The sequence below is a fragment of the Georgenia yuyongxinii genome (genome assembly GCF_006352065.1).
Taxonomy (GTDB): domain Bacteria; phylum Actinomycetota; class Actinomycetes; order Actinomycetales; family Actinomycetaceae; genus Georgenia; species Georgenia yuyongxinii.
This window is the reverse complement of record NZ_CP040915.1, coordinates 3,502,889-3,522,013: the sequence shown is the minus strand read 5'-3', so window position 1 is coordinate 3,522,013 and position 19,125 is coordinate 3,502,889. Positions and strand designations below refer to the sequence as shown.

General features: G+C 72.4%; 18 protein-coding genes. All 18 read left to right on the top strand.

The features are described 5' to 3' along the window. Window positions 1-97 precede the first annotated feature (97 nt). Window positions 98-904, top strand: coding sequence for a hypothetical protein (locus tag FE374_RS15965; protein ID WP_139930164.1), 807 nt, complete (start codon window positions 98-100; stop codon window positions 902-904). Further along, window positions 901-1,614 (top strand): Flp pilus assembly protein CpaB, encoded by a 714-nt coding sequence (gene cpaB, locus FE374_RS15960; protein WP_139930163.1) that lies wholly within the window; start codon window positions 901-903, stop codon window positions 1,612-1,614. The genes FE374_RS15965 and cpaB overlap by 4 nt, the downstream gene beginning before the upstream one ends. Next, the gene (locus FE374_RS15955; protein ID WP_139930162.1) at window positions 1,611-3,170 is read left to right on the top strand and encodes an AAA family ATPase; all 1,560 of its coding nucleotides are present in this window, start codon (window positions 1,611-1,613) and stop codon (window positions 3,168-3,170) included. The genes cpaB and FE374_RS15955 overlap by 4 nt, the downstream gene beginning before the upstream one ends. After that, complete coding sequence (locus FE374_RS15950) at window positions 3,167-3,538, top strand: TadE/TadG family type IV pilus assembly protein (RefSeq protein WP_139930161.1); 372 nt, start codon at window positions 3,167-3,169, stop codon at window positions 3,536-3,538. The genes FE374_RS15955 and FE374_RS15950 overlap by 4 nt, the downstream gene beginning before the upstream one ends. Before the next feature lie 3 nt (window positions 3,539-3,541). After that, a complete protein-coding gene (locus FE374_RS15945; RefSeq protein ID WP_139930160.1) occupies window positions 3,542-4,861 on the top strand; it encodes a CpaF family protein in 1,320 nt (439 codons plus the stop codon). After that, entirely contained in the window at window positions 4,858-5,790 is a 933-nt protein-coding gene (locus tag FE374_RS15940) for a type II secretion system F family protein (protein ID WP_139930159.1), read from the top strand. Before FE374_RS15945 ends, FE374_RS15940 begins: the two co-directional genes overlap by 4 nt. Next, window positions 5,790-6,674, top strand: a complete 885-nt coding sequence (locus tag FE374_RS15935) for a type II secretion system F family protein (RefSeq protein ID WP_139930158.1) — start codon at window positions 5,790-5,792, stop codon at window positions 6,672-6,674. Before FE374_RS15940 ends, FE374_RS15935 begins: the two co-directional genes overlap by 1 nt. After that, window positions 6,661-7,965: a sensor histidine kinase gene (locus FE374_RS15930; protein WP_139930157.1), complete on the top strand. Its 1,305-nt coding sequence runs from the start codon at window positions 6,661-6,663 to the stop codon at window positions 7,963-7,965. Before FE374_RS15935 ends, FE374_RS15930 begins: the two co-directional genes overlap by 14 nt. Beyond that, the gene (locus FE374_RS15925) at window positions 7,962-8,639 is read left to right on the top strand and encodes a response regulator (protein WP_139930156.1); all 678 of its coding nucleotides are present in this window, start codon (window positions 7,962-7,964) and stop codon (window positions 8,637-8,639) included. The genes FE374_RS15930 and FE374_RS15925 overlap by 4 nt, the downstream gene beginning before the upstream one ends. A gap of 68 nt (window positions 8,640-8,707) precedes the next feature. Then, on the top strand, window positions 8,708-8,941 hold the full coding sequence (locus FE374_RS15920; protein WP_139930155.1) for a hypothetical protein: 234 nt from the start codon (window positions 8,708-8,710) through the stop codon (window positions 8,939-8,941). A gap of 109 nt (window positions 8,942-9,050) precedes the next feature. Further along, entirely contained in the window at window positions 9,051-10,580 is a 1,530-nt protein-coding gene (locus FE374_RS15915; RefSeq protein WP_139930154.1) for an OmpA family protein, read from the top strand. Continuing rightward, window positions 10,577-11,329 carry a pilus assembly protein TadG-related protein gene (locus tag FE374_RS15910; protein ID WP_139930153.1) on the top strand — a complete coding sequence of 251 codons (753 nt, stop codon included), beginning with the start codon at window positions 10,577-10,579 and terminating at the stop codon, window positions 11,327-11,329. Before FE374_RS15915 ends, FE374_RS15910 begins: the two co-directional genes overlap by 4 nt. Before the next feature lie 110 nt (window positions 11,330-11,439). Then, window positions 11,440-12,894 carry a hypothetical protein gene (locus FE374_RS15905; RefSeq protein WP_139930152.1) on the top strand — a complete coding sequence of 485 codons (1,455 nt, stop codon included), beginning with the start codon at window positions 11,440-11,442 and terminating at the stop codon, window positions 12,892-12,894. 68 nt (window positions 12,895-12,962) lie between these two features. Continuing rightward, entirely contained in the window at window positions 12,963-13,595 is a 633-nt protein-coding gene (locus tag FE374_RS15900) for a hypothetical protein (RefSeq protein WP_139930151.1), read from the top strand. Next, complete coding sequence (locus tag FE374_RS15895; RefSeq protein WP_139930150.1) at window positions 13,592-14,077, top strand: hypothetical protein; 486 nt, start codon at window positions 13,592-13,594, stop codon at window positions 14,075-14,077. The genes FE374_RS15900 and FE374_RS15895 overlap by 4 nt, the downstream gene beginning before the upstream one ends. Window positions 14,078-14,357: 280 nt before the next feature. Next, window positions 14,358-14,879: a 50S ribosomal protein L10 gene (rplJ, locus tag FE374_RS15890; protein ID WP_139930149.1), complete on the top strand. Its 522-nt coding sequence runs from the start codon at window positions 14,358-14,360 to the stop codon at window positions 14,877-14,879. Window positions 14,880-14,951: 72 nt separating this feature from the next. Beyond that, entirely contained in the window at window positions 14,952-15,341 is a 390-nt protein-coding gene (gene rplL, locus FE374_RS15885) for a 50S ribosomal protein L7/L12 (protein WP_139930148.1), read from the top strand. A 255-nt stretch (window positions 15,342-15,596) separates the two neighbouring features. After that, complete coding sequence (rpoB, locus tag FE374_RS15880; RefSeq protein WP_139930147.1) at window positions 15,597-19,106, top strand: DNA-directed RNA polymerase subunit beta; 3,510 nt, start codon at window positions 15,597-15,599, stop codon at window positions 19,104-19,106. The last annotated feature ends 19 nt before the right edge of the window (window positions 19,107-19,125 follow it).

Sequence of the window (19,125 nt, the reverse complement as noted above, 5' to 3'; positions counted from 1 at the left end):
TCCGGTTTGCCCACACCGGCGCGGCGGCTGTCATGAGGTTTCTTCCGATCTTTTGGCGCGCCCGCAGGTTCGTGGCAACGGGGGACAGGGGGAGTTTATGAGGGTACTCGTCGGATTCGGCGAGCTGCCGGGCGGTGACGGCGTCGTCGCAGTCTCCGACGCAGAGGAGGCGGCCGATGTTCTCGACCGCTCGCGCGGCGGGGACGTGCTGGTGATTTCCGGCCCCGGCGAGACGGAGCGCACCTCCCGCATGGCGCGCACGGCGATGGCCCGGGGCGATGTGGGGCTGGTCGTGCTGAGCGGTCACCGCACTGCTCGCATCCTCGTGGCGTCTTGCCTTCTCGCGCTTCCCCTCGCGCGCTACGCCAGCGCTCCGGCCGTCGCGGCCCGCGCCGCCGGCCGCGTCCGCACGCGGCTCGCCCTCTCCTCGGTCAGCCGCCTGGGCAACCCGGCTCCGACGCTGCGCCAGCACGTGCGCGGCTGGCTCCCGTCGACCGCGTTCGACGTGGACATCACCGCCGGTGAGGTCCGCGAGACCCGGTCTGTGGTCTGGCCGGTCGCCCCTGCCGACGTCGTCGTCTGGGATGCCTCGCCGGAGCGCCGCCGCCTCACGGTCACGCTCGAGCCGGCCCGCGACCCCGACCTCACCCTTCCGGCGCGTCCCCAGGCCCCCGCCTGGCGCGCCCGCGAGTGGGCGGAGGCCAGCTGGCTCGACCGGACGCCTGACGTCGTCGCGCGCGAGATCCTCGCCGCGCTCCCGGCCCGGCCGTGCCCGATGTGTGACCGGCCCGCGACCGGACCGCGCTGCATCTTCTGCGGCAACACCGGCGGCGACGACGTCACTGCCGGGGCCGCCGACCGTTCGGAGACCGCCGTGACCGTGAATTCCGGGGGCGCACGATGAACCCGCGGCAGCGCCGCGGCGTGCTCCTCCTGCTGGCCACCGGAATCGGCGCCGTCATCGTCTTCTTCGCGGTCTCCGCGTACGTGTCGTCGGTGGCCTCCCAGGTGGGCAACCTCGTCCCGGTGGTGACCCTGAGCCGGGACGTCGAAGAGCTTGAACCGGTGACGCAGGACATGATCGAGGTGGTCGAGCGGCCTGCTCGCTGGGTCCCAGAGGGTGCGCTCACCGAGCCCGAGCAGGTGGCCGGCCTGGTCTCGGCCGGCACTTATCGGGCCGGTGCGCTCGTCCAGGACGGCATGCTCCGCGAGGCGCCCGGTCTGCAGCCCGGCTACCGCGAGGTCGCCATCATGGTCGACGCCGAGACCGGCGTCGCCGGCAAGGTCGGCCCGGGCGACCGGGTGGACCTCCTGGCGACCACCGTCGACCCGGTCACCGACGCCCAGCGTGCCGAGGTCTGGGTGAGCAACGCCCTCGTGATCGAGGTCGGCCTGCCCCAGGCCGTGGAGGAGGAGAACCCCCAGGGCGGTTTCACCGACTCGCAGGGCGTGCCCGTGACTTTCGCACTCAGCACGAACGACGCCCTCCGCGTGGCCTACGCGGAAAGCTTCGCCGTCAAGCTCCGGCTCGCGCTGCGCGGGCTCGGGGACGAGACCGACGTACCGGCCGAGCAACGCGTGTACGAACAGATCCCACAGGTGGTGGCGCCATGACGTTCAACGTGCTCGTCGTCTCGGACGACGCCCGAACGGTCGAGCAGGTCCGGGCCACCCTGGCCGAGGCGGAGAGCGTGTTGGCGCAGGCCGTCGTCGGCTCGGTCGCGCAGCTGCGCCACGAGCTCGCCCTGTCCTCGCCGGACGTGGTGCTCGTGGACGAGCGCCTCGATGGCGGTCTGGGGTTCGAGACCGCCCGTGAGGTCGGTCTGGACCACCCGCTGATCGCCACCCTGGTCCTCGTCCAGCAAGCGACGCCCGAGGCGCTGGCCACCGCGATGGATGTCGGCGCGCGCTCGATCCTGGCCATGCCGCCGTCGCTGGAGCAGTTCGTCACGCGCATCGAGTCCGCGGCCACCTGGTCGCGGTCGGTGCGGCGCCAGATCGACGACTCCAGCGGCAACCAGGGTGCCGCGGGTGAGGTCATCGCCCTCGTCGGGGCCAAGGGCGGGGTGGGCACCTCCCTGCTCGCGCTGCTGCTCGCGAAGGAGCTGGCCGCCGAGCACACCACCTGCCTGGTGGACCTCGACGTGCGCGGCGGCGACCTCGCCTCCTACGCCGGTGTTTCGGTGCGCCGCAGCGTGGTGGACCTGGTCGAGGTCGCGGACGAGCTGACCGGCCGGGCCCTCGGCGAGGTCACCTACTCCCTGCCCCACCGCATCAGCCTCATCCCGGCGCCCAACGAGGGCGAGCACGGGGAGGAGATGTCCGAGGCGGCGACGCGTCAGATCGTCCAGGCGCTGCGCTACCAGTACGAGCGCGTGGTCATCGACTGCGGGTCGCGCCTCGACGATGTCACGGCCATGGGGCTGGAGTCCGCGAACGAGATCCTCGTGGTGACCACCCCGGACGTGCCCGCGCTGCGGGGCGCCCGTCGTCTCTCGGAGGCCCTGGACCGGCTGGAGGTGCGCGGCTCGGCACCGTTGCGGCTCCTGCTCAACATGACCGACCGGTCCGCGGAGATCCAGCCCGCGATGGCGCCCAAGCTCTCCGGAATCCCGGTCGCGGCCAGCATCCCGCGCGCCGGGCAGTCCCTGGAAGCCGCGCTGAACACCGCGACCGCCCTCGACGCCCGGCTGCCCGAGCTGGCGAAGCCCATGCAGGCCGTGAAGGCATCCCTCGCGCCGCCCCCGCCACCGACCGCCGAACAGGCGCCGCAGCGCGAGACGCGCGTGCGCCGACGCCGCGAGCCCGCTCGGCGGGTCCCGCGGCTGCGTCAGCCGGCCGGTGAGTCCGGGCAGATCGCGGTGGAGACCCCGGTCGTCCTCGCGCTCGCCACGCTCGTGCTCCTGGTGTGCATCCAGCTGATCGTGTGGGGCGTCACCCACATCTACGCCGGCAACGCCGCCCAGGAGGCTGCGCGTGCCTTCGGCCGCGGCATGCCGGCCGAGGATGTCTACACCGAGGTCATGGACCGAGTCCCCGCCGCCTGGCGCTCGGGCGGCACCGTCTCCGACCCGACGGCGGACAAGGTCACCGTCACGCTGCGCACCCCCTCGCCGCTGACCCTGCCCGACACCCGCGCCACCGCGGAGATCTTGTGGGAGGGCCGATGAGGCGGCTCCGCCAGGCGGGCCGGGAGCGCGGCGCCCTGAGCGTGGAGCTCGTCGGGGTCGTGCCCATCCTCGTGCTGATCACCCTCGTCGTCGTCCAGGGCATGCTGGCAGTGACCACCGTCTCCGCCGTCCAGCAGGCCGCCCGCGACGGCGCGCGCGCGCAGATGACCGGCCAGCGGTCCGTCGACCAGGCGGTGCACGACCAGGTCCCCGACTGGATCACCGTCGAGCGCATCGACACCGGTGCGGCCGCCGTCGCCGACTGCGCGGGGCACTGCGTCAGCGTGGAGGCGCGCATCCCCATCGGCATCCCCTCCTTCAGCGTGGACACCGTCACCGTGCGGCGCACCGCGGACTTCCCGGGCTGACCGATGGCGCTGCGAGACAGGCTCTCGACGGACTCCCGGTCCGTCGACGACTCAGACGACCTCGTCACCAAGTTCAAGGCCCGGCTCCTCGAGGAGGTGGACCTCGAGGAGGTCACCGACCTCGATCTGCCCAAGCGGCGGGCACGCCTCGAGCGGGTCCTGGCCCGGGTGCTCTCCTTCGAGGGCCCGGTCATGTCCTCCCGCGAGCGCGGGCGGCTGATCCAGCGGATCGTCGACGACACAGTAGGGCTCGGTGTCCTGGAGGGACTGCTCGCCGACGAGACCGTCACCGAGATCATGGTCAACGGCTACCGGGACGTCTTCGTCGAGCGGCGCGGCCGGATCGAACGCGTGCCCACCGCCTTCGCCTCCGAGGCCCAGCTGTACCAGACCATCGACCGCATCGTGTCCTCGGTGAACCGCCGCGTGGACGAGTCCAGCCCCATGGTCGACGCCCGCCTCGCCACCGGCGAGCGTGTCAACGTCATCATCCCGCCGCTCGCCATGGACGGCCCGACCCTGACCATCCGCCGGTTCCCCCAGCCCTTCCGCATGGGGGACCTCGTCGCGCGCGGCACCATCGACGAGCCGCTGGCCCTGCTGCTCGCGGCGATGGTGCGTGCCCGGTGCAACGTGCTGGTCTCCGGCGGCACCGGCTCGGGCAAGACCACCTTCCTCAACGCGCTGTCCGGCATGATCCCCGACGGCGAGCGCATCGTCACCATCGAGGACGCCGCCGAGCTGTCCCTCCAGCAGCCGCACGTCGTCCGGCTGGAGTCGCGCCCGGCCAACGTCGAGGGTCAGGGCGCCGTGACGATCCGCGACCTCGTCCGCAACAGCCTGCGCATGCGGCCCGACCGCATCGTCGTCGGCGAGGTCCGCGGCGGTGAGACCCTGGACATGCTCCAGGCCATGAACACCGGTCACGAGGGCTCGCTGACCACCGTGCACGCCAACGGTGCGGCCGAGGCGCTCGGCCGGCTGGAGACCCTGGCGTCGATGACCGACCTGGCCCTGCCCGTGGAGACGCTGCGCGACCAGATCAACGGCGCGATCGACGTCGTCGTCCAGCTCGAGCGCGGCGCCGACGGCAGCCGCCGGGTCAGCGAGGTCCACGCCGTCACCTCCTCCCGCCGGGAGGCCTTCCGCACCGAGGCCCTCACCGAGCTCGTGCCCGCGCCGTTCGGTGCCCCGGCCGGCACCCCGCCGACCTTCCGCCACCTCGTGCTGCCGGGGACGCTGCGCGACCGCCTCCTGCGCGCGGGGGAGGCCGTGCCGCAGCAGTTCGCCGACGCCGGCCGGCCGAGCGAGGTGCCGCGATGACGTGGGGCTCCGCCGAGGCGGTCCTGCTCGCGACCCTCCTCACCCTGGCCGTGGGCCTGTGGGCCATGTCCGTGCTCATCGACAACGCCCTGCGCACGCAGCAGGTGGTCGAGGTGTCCGGGACTCTCACCCGCCGGCCGGTCGCCGGCCTGCTCGTCCGGGTGGACGGCTGGATCCGGCGCACCCGGCCCGGCCGGCGGCTCCAGGCCCGGCTCGGTGGCGCGGGCCTGAGCTGGTCGCCGGCCCGCCTGGTCACCACCGAGCTGCTCGCGATGGCCCTGGCCGTCGCGGTCCTGCTGCCCACCCTCGGGCGGATCAGCACCATCGTGATCGTCGTCGCCATCCCGGTGGCGGTCTCCCGGTGGCTCGACCACCGGGTGCTGCGCCGCACCGACCGGTTCATCGCCCAGCTGCCCGAGCTCGCCCGGCTGCTCGCCAACTCCGCCGCGGCCGGCCTGTCCATCCGCCGCGGCCTGGAGATGGCGTCCCGGGAGATGAGCGAGCCGGCGTCGAGCGAGCTGGTCAAGGTCGTCGGCCAGCTGCGCCTCGGCCGCGACCTCGAGTACGCCATGCGCGACCTCGCGACCCGCCTGCCCTCCCGCGAGCTCAGCGTCCTGGTGCAGACCATCGTCATCCAGTCGCGCGCCGGCGGTGCGCTCGTCACCGCTCTCAGCGACATCGCCTCCTCCCTCGAGGACCGCAAGGAGCTGCGCCGCGAGGTCGGCACGGTCATGCTCGGCTCCGTCTTCGGCGGTTACGCCGTCGTGGCCATCGGCGTGGCCTCGGTGCTCCTCATGAACCTGTTCGTGCCCGGGATCCTCGACGTCATGGCCAGCTCGCCCCTCGGGCAGCTGGCGCTGGCCGCGGCCGGCGGCTGCTTCGTCGTCGGCTTCGTGCTGATGAAGATGATGACCAAGGTGGAGATCTGATGGCGGCCCTGCTCGTGGGGGCCGCGGGTGCGCTGCTCGTGCTCTTCGGCGCCCAGGGTCTGCGGCTGCTCGGCTCCACCGGGCTCGAGGACCAGGTGATCACCCGCCAGGGCGAGGAGGACGAGGGTCCGCGCGGGTTCGCGGCGTTCGTGGACCGGCTCGGCGCCCGGTTCCAGCGCACGCTGATGGCCATGTACGGTCCCGCCCGGCTGCGCCGGCTCGAGGACCGCCTGCGCCGTGCCGGCCGGCCGGAGCGGCTCACCGTCAGTGCGTTCATGCAGCGGCAGGCGGGCTTCACCGTGCTCGGCATGGTCGTCGTCGTCCTTCTCGCCCTGGCGGGGCAGGCACTGCTCGGCGTCATCTTCGGCCTCGTGTTCGCGGCCTGGATGGAGGTGTGGCTGCGCATGGTCGCCGCGCGCCGGCGCCGCCAGATCGACCGCGACCTGCCCGACTTCCTCGACGTGCTCGGGGTGACCGTGCGCGCCGGTACCTCGTTCCGGCAGGCGGTCGAGCGCGTGAGCGCTTTCCACGCCGGCCCGCTGGCGGAGGAGATGGCCACCGCCCTGCGCGAGATGCAGCTCGGCATCCCTCGCCGGGACGCCTTCATCGGGGTGCGCGACCGCGCCCAGTCCGAGAACGTCAGCACCTTCGTCACCGCCCTGCTGCAGGCCGAGGAGCTCGGGGTGCCGCTCGCCGAGGCCCTGGGCAGCATCTCCTCGGAGGTCCGGCGCCAGCGTGCCCAGCAGGTGCGTCGCGACGCGGCGAAGGCCGCGCCGCGGGTCTCGCTGGTCGTGACCATGACGATCGTGCCCGGCGCCCTCATCCTCATGATGGCCGGGATGCTCATCTCCAACCTCGGGTCGCTCGGCGATGTCTTCGGCTGACCTGACCGCCCGGCTGGCGGCGCGCGGACCGGGATCGCTGGAGACGGCCAGCATCACCGGCGCGGTGCAGTTCGTCTGCGACGCGCGCCTGGCCACCCTGGCCGCGCTCGTCGTCCTGGAGGCAACCGCCCGGCCGAGCCCCCTCCTCGTGGTGCTGCTGCTCGCGATCCCCTTCAGCTGGCTGCCCCTGCGGTACTGGGCCGCCCGGCCCCGGCTCTTCTCCGACGACCGCCGGTTCCTCCTCAGTGACGCGCTCATGACGCTCGTCGTCGCCGGGGCGGCCGGGGCCGCCGGCGCCGGGAACGCGCTGACCGCCGCGTACGTCCTGGTCTCCGCGGCGCTGCTGGGCATCCTCCTTCCCCGGTGGCGCGCACTGGCGTGGGCCGTGGTCGTCTCGGCCTGCTGTCTGCTCGCCGCCTCGATCGCGACGCCGGGCCGCACCGCGCCGGAGTGGCTGCTGCTCGTCCCCGCGGCGGCGTTCCTCTCACACCTCTCGGGCCGCCTGGGGCAGGCGCTGCGCCGTCAGGGCCGCCTAGCCCGCGAGCTGATCGAGCTGCGCACCCGCAAGGCCGCGGTGAGCGAACGCGCGGCCCTGGCACGGGAGATGCACGACTCCCTCGCCAAGACCCTGCACGGTGTGCGCATGCTCACCGAGGTGCTCGCGGAGCGTCTCCACGCCGACGGCTCCGCGCACGCCGGGACCGCGGACGTCATCTTCGACGCGTGCGACACGGCCACCCGCGAGGCGCGGGAGGTGCTGGGCGGGCTTCGCGCGCTCGCGCGGGACCAGCTCGGTGACGCCGTCCGGCTCGAGGCCCGGCTCTGGCACGAGCGGACCGGCATCCCCGTCGACCTCCAGGTCCAGGGCGAGGACACCGGGCCGACCGACGCGGAGGCCAGCTGGCGCGCGATCCGCATCCTCGGCGAGCTCCTCGAGAACATCCACCGCCACGCCGGGGCCTCCCGTGCCACCGTCACGCTTCGCCTCGCCCCGGACGCCCTCGACCTGGTGGTCGCCGACGACGGGCGGGGGCTGCCGCCGCTGGACCACGACGCCCTCGCGCTCGGCGGCCACTACGGCCTCATCGGGGTGCGCGAGCGGGCGGCGGAGGTAGGCGGGTGCGTGACCGTGAGCGTCCCACCGGGCGGGACCGGCACCCAGATCCACGTGCACCTGCCGGCGGTGCCCCACCAGCCGGCGGCTGCCCTGGACGACGCCGGAGCCCCGGTTCCGGTCGACGCCGCGGCGCCCGCACCCACCATCCCGACAGGAAGGAACCAACCGTCATGAAGGTCCTCGTCGTGGACGACAACCCGATCGTGCGGCTCGGCGTGCGCGCCGCCCTCGAGCAGGTGGACGAGGTGGGCGAGGTGTGCGAGGCCGCGGACGGCCGCGCCGCCGTCGACGCCGTGGCCGCCGACCCGCCCGACGTCGTCCTGCTGGACGTGCGGATGCCTCGGATGTCCGGCCTCGAGGTGCTCGACGTGATCGCGGCGAGCACGCCGACACTCATGCTGACCCACTCAGAAGACCCCGAGATCGTCCGCGAGGCGTTGCGCGCCGGCGCCCGCGGGTACCTGGTGCACGGCGAGATCGGCCCGCGCGAGCTCGCCGGCGCCCTGCGCACCTGCCTCTCCGGCGGCCTCGTCCTCAGCAGGCAGGCCACGGGTGTCATGGCGGTCACCTCGGGCGGACCGACCGGCGTGAACCCGCTGCGCGCCGCCCTCACCGAGCGTGAGGCCGAGGTGCTCGAGGCCGCCGCGCAGGGCCTGAGCAACGACGAGATCGCCCGCGCGCAGTTCCTCTCGCCCCGCACGGTGAAGAACTACCTCAACGCCACCTACCCCAAGCTCGGCGTGCACAACCGTGCCGAGGCCGTCGTGGCCTGGCTCGACGCGGAGGCGGGGCGGGGCCCCGACCAGGGGCGCGTCTCGGGGCAGACGGCCCTGCCCGTGGGGCGCTAGGTGTCCGTAACGTCCCAACTGACAACCACAGCGGGGCTCAGAACCCTGCCGATAGCGAGGAGCACTCCATGATGAACCGTGTCAAGACCCAGGTTCTCGCCGCGCAGATCGCGACCGTGGCCCTCGTGGCCGGTGCGTTCGACCGCCTGCGGAACGAGGAGAAGGGCCAGAGCTCCGCCGAGTACGCCGGCATCATCTTCGTCGTCGTCGCGATCATCGCCGCCCTGGTGGCGTTCGGCCCCAGCATCGCCAGCGCGATCGGCGGGCGGATCACCGAGGCAGTCGGCAACATCGGGGGCTGATGCAGGTCCGCCGGGTGCGGGTGCGTGGTGCGGAGCAGGGGGGCCGCACCGCGCACCCGCATCCGCACGCGTGCACGCCTACCCACCCCTCCGATCCGGAAGGTCGCCCGTGAGACGCCGAACCACCATCATCCTGCCGTTCCTGGGCGCCGTCGGCCTGCTCGCCGGCTGCACGGCCCAGGACCCCGGCGCGGAGGCATCGCCGACGGCGTCCGAGACGCCCTCGGCCACCGCCACGCCGGCGGCTCCGGCGGGAGTGACGACCACGGCTGTCGTCGGCGCGGCGGAGATCACCGTCGAGGTCGGTCCGCTCGTGAACGACGGCGCCGTCAGCGTGCTGCCGCTCACCGCGGTCGCCGCAGACGGCGCGGAGCCGGTCGACCTCGCGCAGTACTGGACGTTCGGCGCCGGGGAGCGGCCCGGTCCGCACGCCCTCCGGCTGGTGGACCCGGTGGCAGGCACCGTCCAGGAGGAGATCGCCGCGTCGACCGACCCGCTCGTGGCCGGCCCGGACCAGCCCGTCACCGGGTACGTCGCGTTCGGTGCCGTCGACGTCGAGGACGTCGCGGTGATGATTCCCATGGTCGGGCTGGTCGAGGACGTCCCGGTGATCCTGGCGGCGGACGCCGGCGAGGACGCCGTGCAGGCCCTGGGTGAGCTTGCCGAGCCCGGCGCCACCGCCCACGAGGCCACGCTAAACACCTACACCGAGGCCCTCGACGACTCCAGCGACACCCGCGTGGTGGAGGACGAGGTCGAGATCAACGTCGCCGCCGACGTGCTGTTCGCGCCCACGAGCGCGGACCTGTCACCGGACGCCGACGCCACTCTGACGGGGGTGGCCGAGCAGCTCGCGGACTACGGCGCGGGTGAGCTGACGATCATCGGGCACACCGACGCCGTCGACGACGACGCCGCCAACCAGGCGCTCTCCGAGCAGCGAGCCGCCGCCGTCGCCACCCGCCTGGGGACGCTGGCCGACCTCGGCGCGTACACCGTGGCTACCGAAGGACGCGGGGAGTCCGAGCCCCGGGCCGAGGGCACCTCCACCGAGGCACGCGCCCAGAACCGGCGCGTCGAGCTGCAGTTCCGTCCCGAGGAAACGCCCACGGCCGGGGTCGTCGGCGGCGCCTCAGGAGTGGAGCTGCCCGCCAGCGCCGGGCCCACCGGCCCCGGGTCCGAGGGTGTCACCCTCGAGGGCCGCGACGGCAGCCAGGTCGCGGTCCGGCTGGCGCAGGTCCGCCGGCTCGGCGACTACCTGGTGGGGGAGGTCGAGGTCTCGCACGTCGCCGGCGAGGTCGCCAGCATCGGCAACTGGTTCTCCGTGGGCACGGCCGCCAACAGCCGCGGCAGCTTCGCCCCGACCCAGCAGTTCTCGCCCACCAACCTCACCCTGGTCGACGGCGGGCAGCGCATCTACCCGCTGGACTACCAGATGGGCGAGGAGGACCCGCGTGGCCTGACGGAGCTCGCCGCCCGCACGGGCCTGACGGCGGGGGAGCAGGTGACCCTCACGGTCGTCTGGCCCGGGGTGCCGGCAGACTCCGTCACCCTCGACGTCCACAACGAGGACGACAACCCGGTCGCGTACTCGTTCCAGCCGCCGTTCCGCCTCACCGACATCGAGGTGGCCGGGTGAGGCTGGCCGCCCGGCTGGGTCGGTTGCGCGTCATCCGGCTTCCGCGGTGGTGCGCCACCCGCCTGGCCGGTGAGCGGGGCAGCATCCTGCCCTTCGCCGTGGCCGGGGCCGCACTGCTGACGCTGATCGGGCTGCTGTTCCTCGTGCCGCTCGGCCAGGCCGTCACCGAGCGGCGCACGCAGGCAACCGCCGCCGACGCCGCCGCGCTGGCGTCCGTGGAGCTCTGGGCCGACGGCCTGGAGGACGTGCACTCCAGGCTTCTGCACGCGACGTCACCTGCGGACTTCTGGGCGTTGCTCGGTCGGCCGTTGGACGCGTACGGGCCGTCGGGCATGCGGGCGGCCGCCGGGACGTACGCAGGTCGCAACGACGCCGAGCTCCAGAGCCACGATGTGCGTGTGCGACCGGGGGCCGGGGAGGTCCGCGTCGAGGTGAAGTCGCACGAGCCGGTGGACCCGACCGGGCACTACATCTACGCCGAGGCCACCGCCCGCATCGAGCTCCGGGGCGGCCTCTGCCTGGCCGGCGGGCTCCTCGGTGTCGACCTCGACGGCGGCTGCCGCACGGCGGCCGAGCCGACCGAGGACGAGACGGCCGAGACCCAGTGCCCCGCGGACGGCGCGACCGAGACGCCGACCGGCCAGGACGGGGAGACCCCCGAGCCCGAACCGACCTGCACGCCCGAGCCCCCAGACCCGTTCGACCCGCCGGTCTCGGCGCTGCGGATCGAGACCCGGCTCGTCGGTTGAGGGGCGCCGGCGGGGCACCCGCCCCTGGCCGCCCTACCAGGACCGTCCGTAACGTCCGAACCGGACGCGGGCACCGTCACGGTGCCGCACAGCCGACCCGAGGAGACCAGGTGAGCCCAGCGCACCCGACCCACCCGCCGGCGCCCGCGCGGGGGGCCGTCGCCCGCGCGGTGGCCCGTGCCCGCGCGCTCGCGCCGCGCCCCGCTGCGGGCGGCCCGGACGGCGAGCGGGGCGCCGCGTCCGCCGAGCTGGTGGGCACCCTCTTCGTCGTCGTGCTCGTCGTCGGCGCACTGCTGACCTCCGCCGCCCCGGGTGGCGCACTGTCTGGCGCGTTCGAGAACACCCTGTGCCGTGCCTTCTCCTCCTTCGGCCTCGAGTGCGGCGGCTCCGGTAACGCCGCGGCCGACTCGCGCGAGCCCGGCGAGGTATGCGTCGTCGCCACCGAGGAGACCTCCCGCTCCCTCGGGGTCTCCGTCGCGTTCATCGACGTGGACACGGGCGGCTCGGTCGCCGTCGAGGAGCTGGCGGACGGCACCTTCCGGGTCACCTACCAGGGCGACGTCAAGGGTGCGGTCAGCGCCGGCGTCGGCGGCGGCCTGCAGGTCACGGTTGGCGACCAGCAGTACGGCGGCGAGCTGACGGCCGGGGCCTCCGGTGGCGCCCTCATCGAGGGCGGCATGGTCTGGGAGGTCGACGCGGCCGAGAAGGACGCGCTCGTCGGGTACTTCCAGGACGAGCTCTTCAACGCCACCACCCCCATCGTGGGCCCGGCGCGGAACCTGTGGAACGCCATGCCCTGGGTGGACCGCTACCAGCCGCCCACACCCACGTCGATCTTCGGTGCGGTCGGCGCCACGGGCAGCGCCAGCGCCAGCGCCACCGCGCTGGACCAGTCGGCCTCGGCCGAGGCGAACCTCGCGATGGCCATCGGTGTCGAGACCAACCTCGAGACCGGCGAGATCACCACCTACTACCAGGTCGACGCCGATGCCGGCGCCCAGGCGGACGTGGACCTGCCCGGCGGCCTGGTGAACACGAGCGGCTCCGCCGACGGCAGGATCCAGGGGGTCATCGCCGTGACGGTGGATCCCGCGGGCGACTACCTCACCAACGTCGAGTACCAGGCCACGATGTTCGGCTCCGCCGAGGCGAGCATCGACCCCGTCTTCGGGCCGAGCTTCAGCCCCGACGCCTCGGGCGGTCAGGTCATCAACGCGTCCGTGGACCTCACCGCACCCGAGAGCCTGTCCATCGCCACCGACCTGCTCCGCGGCGCCGGCATCCCGGTGCCCGCCGGTGCACACCGCGGGGGAGCCAACCCCAACGGGCCGGTATCGTTGCTGAACGCCGCCCAGACCTTCGTCCAGGCGGCCCAGGACCGCGGAGAGCTCTGGCGCCAGGAGATCGACGGCGCCTCCGAGACGCCGTTCGCGCTCAACGCCTCCGGCAAGATCGGCATCGGCCTCGGCGCGCGCTACGACAACAGCACCAGCGAGACGAACGTGACCGACGCCCAGTACTGGGACGGCCAGGCATGGGCGCCGTGGGTGAGCTGTCACTCGTGACCGCCGTGGGTGAGCTGCCCCTCGTGACCGCCCGCCGTAGTCCGCCGCACCCCCGAAAGGACCCCCACATGAGAAGTCTGCGCAGCCTTGCCGTCGTCCCGCTGATCGTGCTCGCCCTGGCCGGGTGCGCCGGGCAGGACGGCGAGGGCGCCGACGACGCGGCCGGGGCCACGACGAGCCAGGAGGCCGGCGACATGACGCCCACCGACGCACCGCTCGGTCTGGTGCCTTCCGACGCCGCGGGCCGCGAGGTCAGCCCGGTGGACGGCCTCACCCTCACCGTGCCGGACGGCACCAGCGAGGAGGCCCCCACCACCGACAAGGGCATGACCACCGCCGTCTACCGGCTGCCGGGCGGTGACGCCGCCTCCGGGCTGCCCGCGCTGCAGGTCCAGGAAGGTGACCTCGGCCGCGGGCTCACCGAGGAGACCTACTTCCAGCAGCAGCTCCTTGAGGGGGCGGGGATCAACAGCGACATCCACCGCTCCGCCGAGAAGTGGCCCGGGGCCGCCGAGGCCGTGGCCCTGACCTGGTCGCAGTCGGTCGAGGAGGACGGCGGTGGCACGCACACCAACGACGTCCTCCAGCTCTGGCTCGCCGACGAGCAGGGGCGCACCTACACCGTCATGGCCGTGGCACCCGAGGGCGAGCTCGACGGCTCCGCGGCCGAGGACGCCGTGCTGAGCGCGACGCTGGGATGAGCCGCTCCCGCGTGCGCACCGCCGGCCCGGGCCGCTGGCGCGAGGTCGCCCTGACCAGCGCGATGGGCGCCGTGACGAACATCGCCCTCGCCTGGATGGTCCTGGCCTCACCCACGCTGAGCCTGCACCTGGGGGCCGGCCGTCCCGGGTGGGTCACCCCCCTCCTCGCACTCGAGGTGATCCGCATGGCCGTCGTGGGCGTCATCGGTCTGGTCCTCGTGCGCCAGCGCCACGGGCTCACCGACCGCAGCGAGGCGGCCCGGCTCGCGGCCCTCTTCGGGCTGGGCACCTGGGTGCTCCTGACACCGCTGTCGCTGCTGGGCGGGGGAAACGGCGCGGTGCTCACGTGGGGCACCGTGACGAACCTCGCCACCTGGGTCCTCGGAGCCCTGATGGGCGTGCTGTTCGTGGCGCCCGGCGCACCGAGCCGCGCGGACAACGTCTACCTGCGCCGCCTGGACCACGAGGACGCCACGCGCTGACGCGCGCCGTGGCACGTGGGAGCTGGCACGTGGTACACGTCACGCCCGCTCCGCCGTCGCCCGCTTGCTCCGGCCGCCGCCGCTCCGGTAGCCTCGACAACTGCCAAAGACCGCCGGTCGCCCGTCCACCAGACGGGGCCAAGTCCGCGAACGCGGAGCCAGCGCAGGTGAGATGCGAGTTCCCCAGCCCTCGTGGCGTGCGAGCCCCGTGCCTTCCTGTGCACGGGGCTCTTCCTCGTCCCGGGCCCACCGACCGTGCGGCATTACCGGAAGGAGGGCCATGGCGAGGCCTGACAAGGCGGCAGCGGTTGCCGAGCTCACGGAGCAGTTCCGTGGGTCGAGCGCCGTCGTGCTGACCGAGTACCGCGGGCTCAGCGTCGCCCAGCTCAAGCAGCTGCGCCGCTCGCTCGCCGGTACCGCTAGCTACGCCGTGGTGAAGAACACGCTGACGGCCATCGCGGCGAAGGAGGCCGGCATCGACGTGCTCGACGGCGACCTCTCCGGCCCGACGGCGATCGCCTTCGTGACCGGTGAGCCGGTCGAGGCGGCCAAGTCGCTGCGTGACTTCGCCAAGGCGAACCCCCAGCTCGTGATCAAGGGTGGTGTCCTGGAGGGCCGCAAGCTCTCCGCCGCGGACATCACCACGCTCGCCGAGCTCGAGTCCCGCGACGTGCTGCTGGGCAAGGCAGCCGGCGCGTTCAAGGCGGCCCTGTTCCAGGCCGCCTACCTCTTCACCGCGCCGGCCACCAAGGCCGTCCGCACCATCGAGGCCCTGCGCGAGAAGCAGGCCGCCGACGCCTGAGCCATCGGGCACCGGCACGCACCACCCCACCCTCTGCTCGCGTAGCAGGACAACCAGGAAGGAACGCCAACCATGGCGAAGCTCAGCACCGACGAGCTCATCGAGGCTTTCAAGGAGCTCACGCTCATCGAGCTCTCGGAGTTCGTGAAGCAGTTCGAGGAGACCTTCGAGGTCACCGCCGCCGCCCCCGTCGCCGTGGCCGCTGCCGGCGCGCCGGCCGGTGGTGGCGCCGCCGAGGAGGTCGAGGAGAAGTCCGAGTTCGACGTCGTCCTCGAGTCGGTCGGCGACAAGAAGATCCAGGTCATCAAGGAGGTGCGCGCCCTGACCTCCCTCGGCCTGAAGGAGGCCAAGGACCTCGTCGACGGCGCCCCCAAGGCCGTCCTCGAGGGCGTTGCCAAGGAGGCCGCGGACAAGGCCAAGGAGCAGCTCGAGAGCGCCGGCGCCACCGTCACCCTCAAGTGACCCCCGCCGGCCCCGACGCCGCGCCCGTCGTGGCGTAGAGCCGGCTCAAGGACGAGGCCCGCACCGACATAGAACGGTGCGGGCCTCGTCCTCTATCACGCTCGGCGGGCGCCGCCGTCGGACCCCAGCAGGTGGACGCGCACACGTCCACCGGCTATGCTGTCGCTTTGCGCTGACTCATGCCTGTCGCCAGGCTCGCCACCCGCCCCAGGTGGTCGGCGCTGTGTGCAACCCATTCGCAGGGAAGGACCCCCTTTGGCTGCCTCGCGCACCTCTTCCGCACCTACTGCTGACGCTATCGCGACCCGCACGGCGTCGCGCCGCATCTCGTTCGCCAAGATTCATGAGCCGCTCCAGGCCCCCGACCTGCTGGGCCTGCAGACCGAGAGCTTCGACTGGCTCCTCGGTAACGACGCCTGGCGCTCCCGCGTCCAGGCCGCCGCCGAGGTCGGCGACACCAACGTCCCGACCACCTCGGGCCTGGAGGAGATCTTCTCAGAGATCTCCCCGATCGAGGACTTCGGTCAGTCCATGTCGCTGTCCTTCCGCGACCACCGCTTCGAGCCGCCGAAGTACACGGCCGAGGAGTGCAAGGAGAAGGACTTCACGTACGCGGCCCCGCTGTTCGTCACCGCGGAGTTCGTGAACTACACCACCGGTGAGATCAAGTCGCAGACCGTCTTCATGGGCGACTTCCCGCTCATGACCGAGCGCGGCACCTTCATCATCAACGGCACCGAGCGTGTCGTCGTCTCCCAGCTCGTGCGCTCTCCGGGCGTCTACTTCGAGCGGGTGCCGGACAAGACCTCCGACAAGGACGTCTTCACCACCAAGGTCATCCCGAGCCGCGGCGCGTGGCTCGAGTTCGAGATCGACAAGCGCGACGCCGTCGGCGTGCGCATCGACCGCAAGCGCAAGCAGTCCGTGACGGTCTTCCTCCGGGCGCTGGGCATGACCGAGTCGGAGATCCGCGAGGAGTTCGCGGACTTCCCGGTGCTGCTGGAGACCCTCGAGAAGGACAACGTCCACACCCAGGACGAGGCGCTCCTCGACATCTACCGCAAGATCCGCCCGGGCGAGCCGCCCACGGTCGAGGCCGGACGCACCCTGCTGGAGAACTACTACTTCAACGCCAAGCGCTACGACCTCGCCAAGGTCGGACGTTACAAGATCAACAAGAAGCTCGGCCTGACCAGCGAGCTCGGCGAGTCCGTGCTGCGCATCGACGACGTCACCGCCGCGATCAAGTACCTCCTCGCCCTGCACAAGGATGTCGAGGAGCTGCCCGGCACGCGTAACGGCGAGCCGATCGAGGTCCGCGTCGAGACCGACGACATCGACCACTTCGGCAACCGGCGCATCCGCGCCGTCGGCGAGCTCATCCAGAACCAGGTCCGCACGGGCCTGTCCCGGATGGAGCGCGTGGTGCGCGAGCGCATGACCACGCAGGACGTCGAGGCCATCACCCCGCAGACCCTGATCAACATCCGCCCCGTGGTGGCGTCGATCAAGGAGTTCTTCGGCACCTCCCAGCTCTCGCAGTTCATGGACCAGAACAACCCGCTGGCCGGCCTGACGCACAAGCGGCGTCTTTCCGCGCTGGGCCCGGGTGGTCTGTCCCGTGACCGCGCCGGCATGGAGGTCCGTGACGTCCACCCGTCGCACTACGGCCGCATGTGCCCCATCGAGACCCCGGAAGGCCCGAACATCGGCCTCATCGGCTCGCTGGCCACGTACGCGCGGATCAACCCGTTCGGGTTCGTCGAGACCCCGTACCGCAAGGTCGAGGGCGGTCACGTCACCGACGAGGTCGTCTACCTCACCGCTGACGACGAGGACCGGCACATCATCGCCCAGGCCTCGGCCCCGGTGGCCGAGGACGGCAAGTTCGTCGAGGACCGCGCCCTGTGCCGCCTCAGCGGCGGCGAGCCGGCCCTGGTGCCGGTGGACGAGATCGACTACATGGACGTCTCCGCACGCCAGATGGTCTCCGTCGCCACCGCGATGATCCCGTTCCTCGAGCACGACGACGCCAACCGCGCGCTCATGGGCGCGAACATGCAGCGCCAGGCCGTCCCGCTGCTGCGCAGCGAGGCCCCGCTGGTGGGCACCGGCATGGAGCGGCGCGCCGCCGTCGACGCCGGTGACGTCATCGTCGCCACCAAGCCCGGTGTCGTCACCGAGGTCTCCGCCGACGCCATCCACGTCGCGGCCGACGACGGCACCAACCAGCTCTACCGCGTGTCGAAGTACCGCCGCTCGAACCAGGGCAACTCCTACAACCAGCGTGTGCTGGTCGACGAGGGCGCCCGGGTCGAGGTCGGCTCCGTGCTCGCCGACGGCCCCGCCACCGACGAGGGCGAGCTCGCCCTGGGCAAGAACCTCCTCGTCGCGTTCATGTCGTGGGAGGGCTACAACTACGAGGACGCCATCATCCTGTCCCAGCGCCTCGTCGCCGACGACGTGCTCACCTCGATCCACATCGAGGAGCACGAGGTCGACGCCCGCGAGACCAAGCTGGGCGCCGAGGAGATCACCCGGGACATCCCGAACGTCTCCGAGGACGTGCTGGCCAACCTCGACGAGCGCGGCATCATCCGCATCGGCGCCGAGGTGGTCTCCGGCGACATCCTCGTCGGCAAGGTGACCCCCAAGGGCGAGACCGAGCTGACCTCCGAGGAGCGCCTGCTGCGCGCCATCTTCGGCGAGAAGGCCCGCGAGGTCCGCGACACCTCCCTGAAGGTGCCGCACGGCGAGTCCGGCATCGTCATCGGCATCCGCGAGTTCAGCGCGGACAACGACGACGAGCTGCCCCCGGGCGTGAACCAGATGGTGCGCGTGTACATCGCGCAGCGCCGCAAGATCACCGAGGGCGACAAGCTCGCCGGCCGCCATGGCAACAAGGGCGTCATCTCCAACATCCTCCCCGTCGAGGACATGCCCTTCCTGCCCGACGGCACCCCGGTCGACGTCATCCTCAACCCGCTCGGCGTGCCCGGCCGTATGAACGTCGGCCAGGTCCTCGAGCTGCACCTGGGCTGGATCGCGGCGCAGGGCTGGGACGTCACGGAGGCCCGCAAGGCCGCCGAGGAGTGGACAAAGAACTTCGACGAGCACTCGGTCAAGGTCGGTCCGCGCACGCCAGTCGCCACCCCGGTGTTCGACGGCCTCCAGCACGAGGAGCTCACCGGGCTGCTCGCGCACACCACGCCCAACCGCGACGGTGAGCGCATGGTGAGCACCGACGGCAAGGCGCAGCTCTTCGACGGCCGCTCCGGCGAGCCGTACCCGGAGCCGATCTCCGTCGGCTACATGTACATCCTGAAGCTGCACCACCTGGTGGACGACAAGATCCACGCGCGCTCCACGGGCCCGTACTCGATGATCACCCAGCAGCCGCTTGGTGGTAAGGCCCAGTTCGGTGGCCAGCGCTTCGGCGAGATGGAGGTGTGGGCCCTGGAGGCCTACGGCGCCGCCTACGCCCTGCAGGAGCTGCTCACCATCAAGTCCGACGACGTCACCGGCCGCGTGAAGGTCTACGAGGCCATCGTCAAGGGGGAGAACATCCCCGAGCCGGGCATCCCAGAGTCCTTCAAGGTGCTCATCAAGGAGATGCGATCGCTCTGCCTGAACGTGGAGGCGCTCGACGCCGAGGGCAATGCCATCGAGCTGCGTGACGCCGACGACGAGGTGTACCGCGCCGCGGAGGAGCTGGGGATCGACCTGTCCCGCCGTCCGGACGCAAGCAGCGTCGAGGAACTCTAAGGCTCCCCGGGCCCGCTGC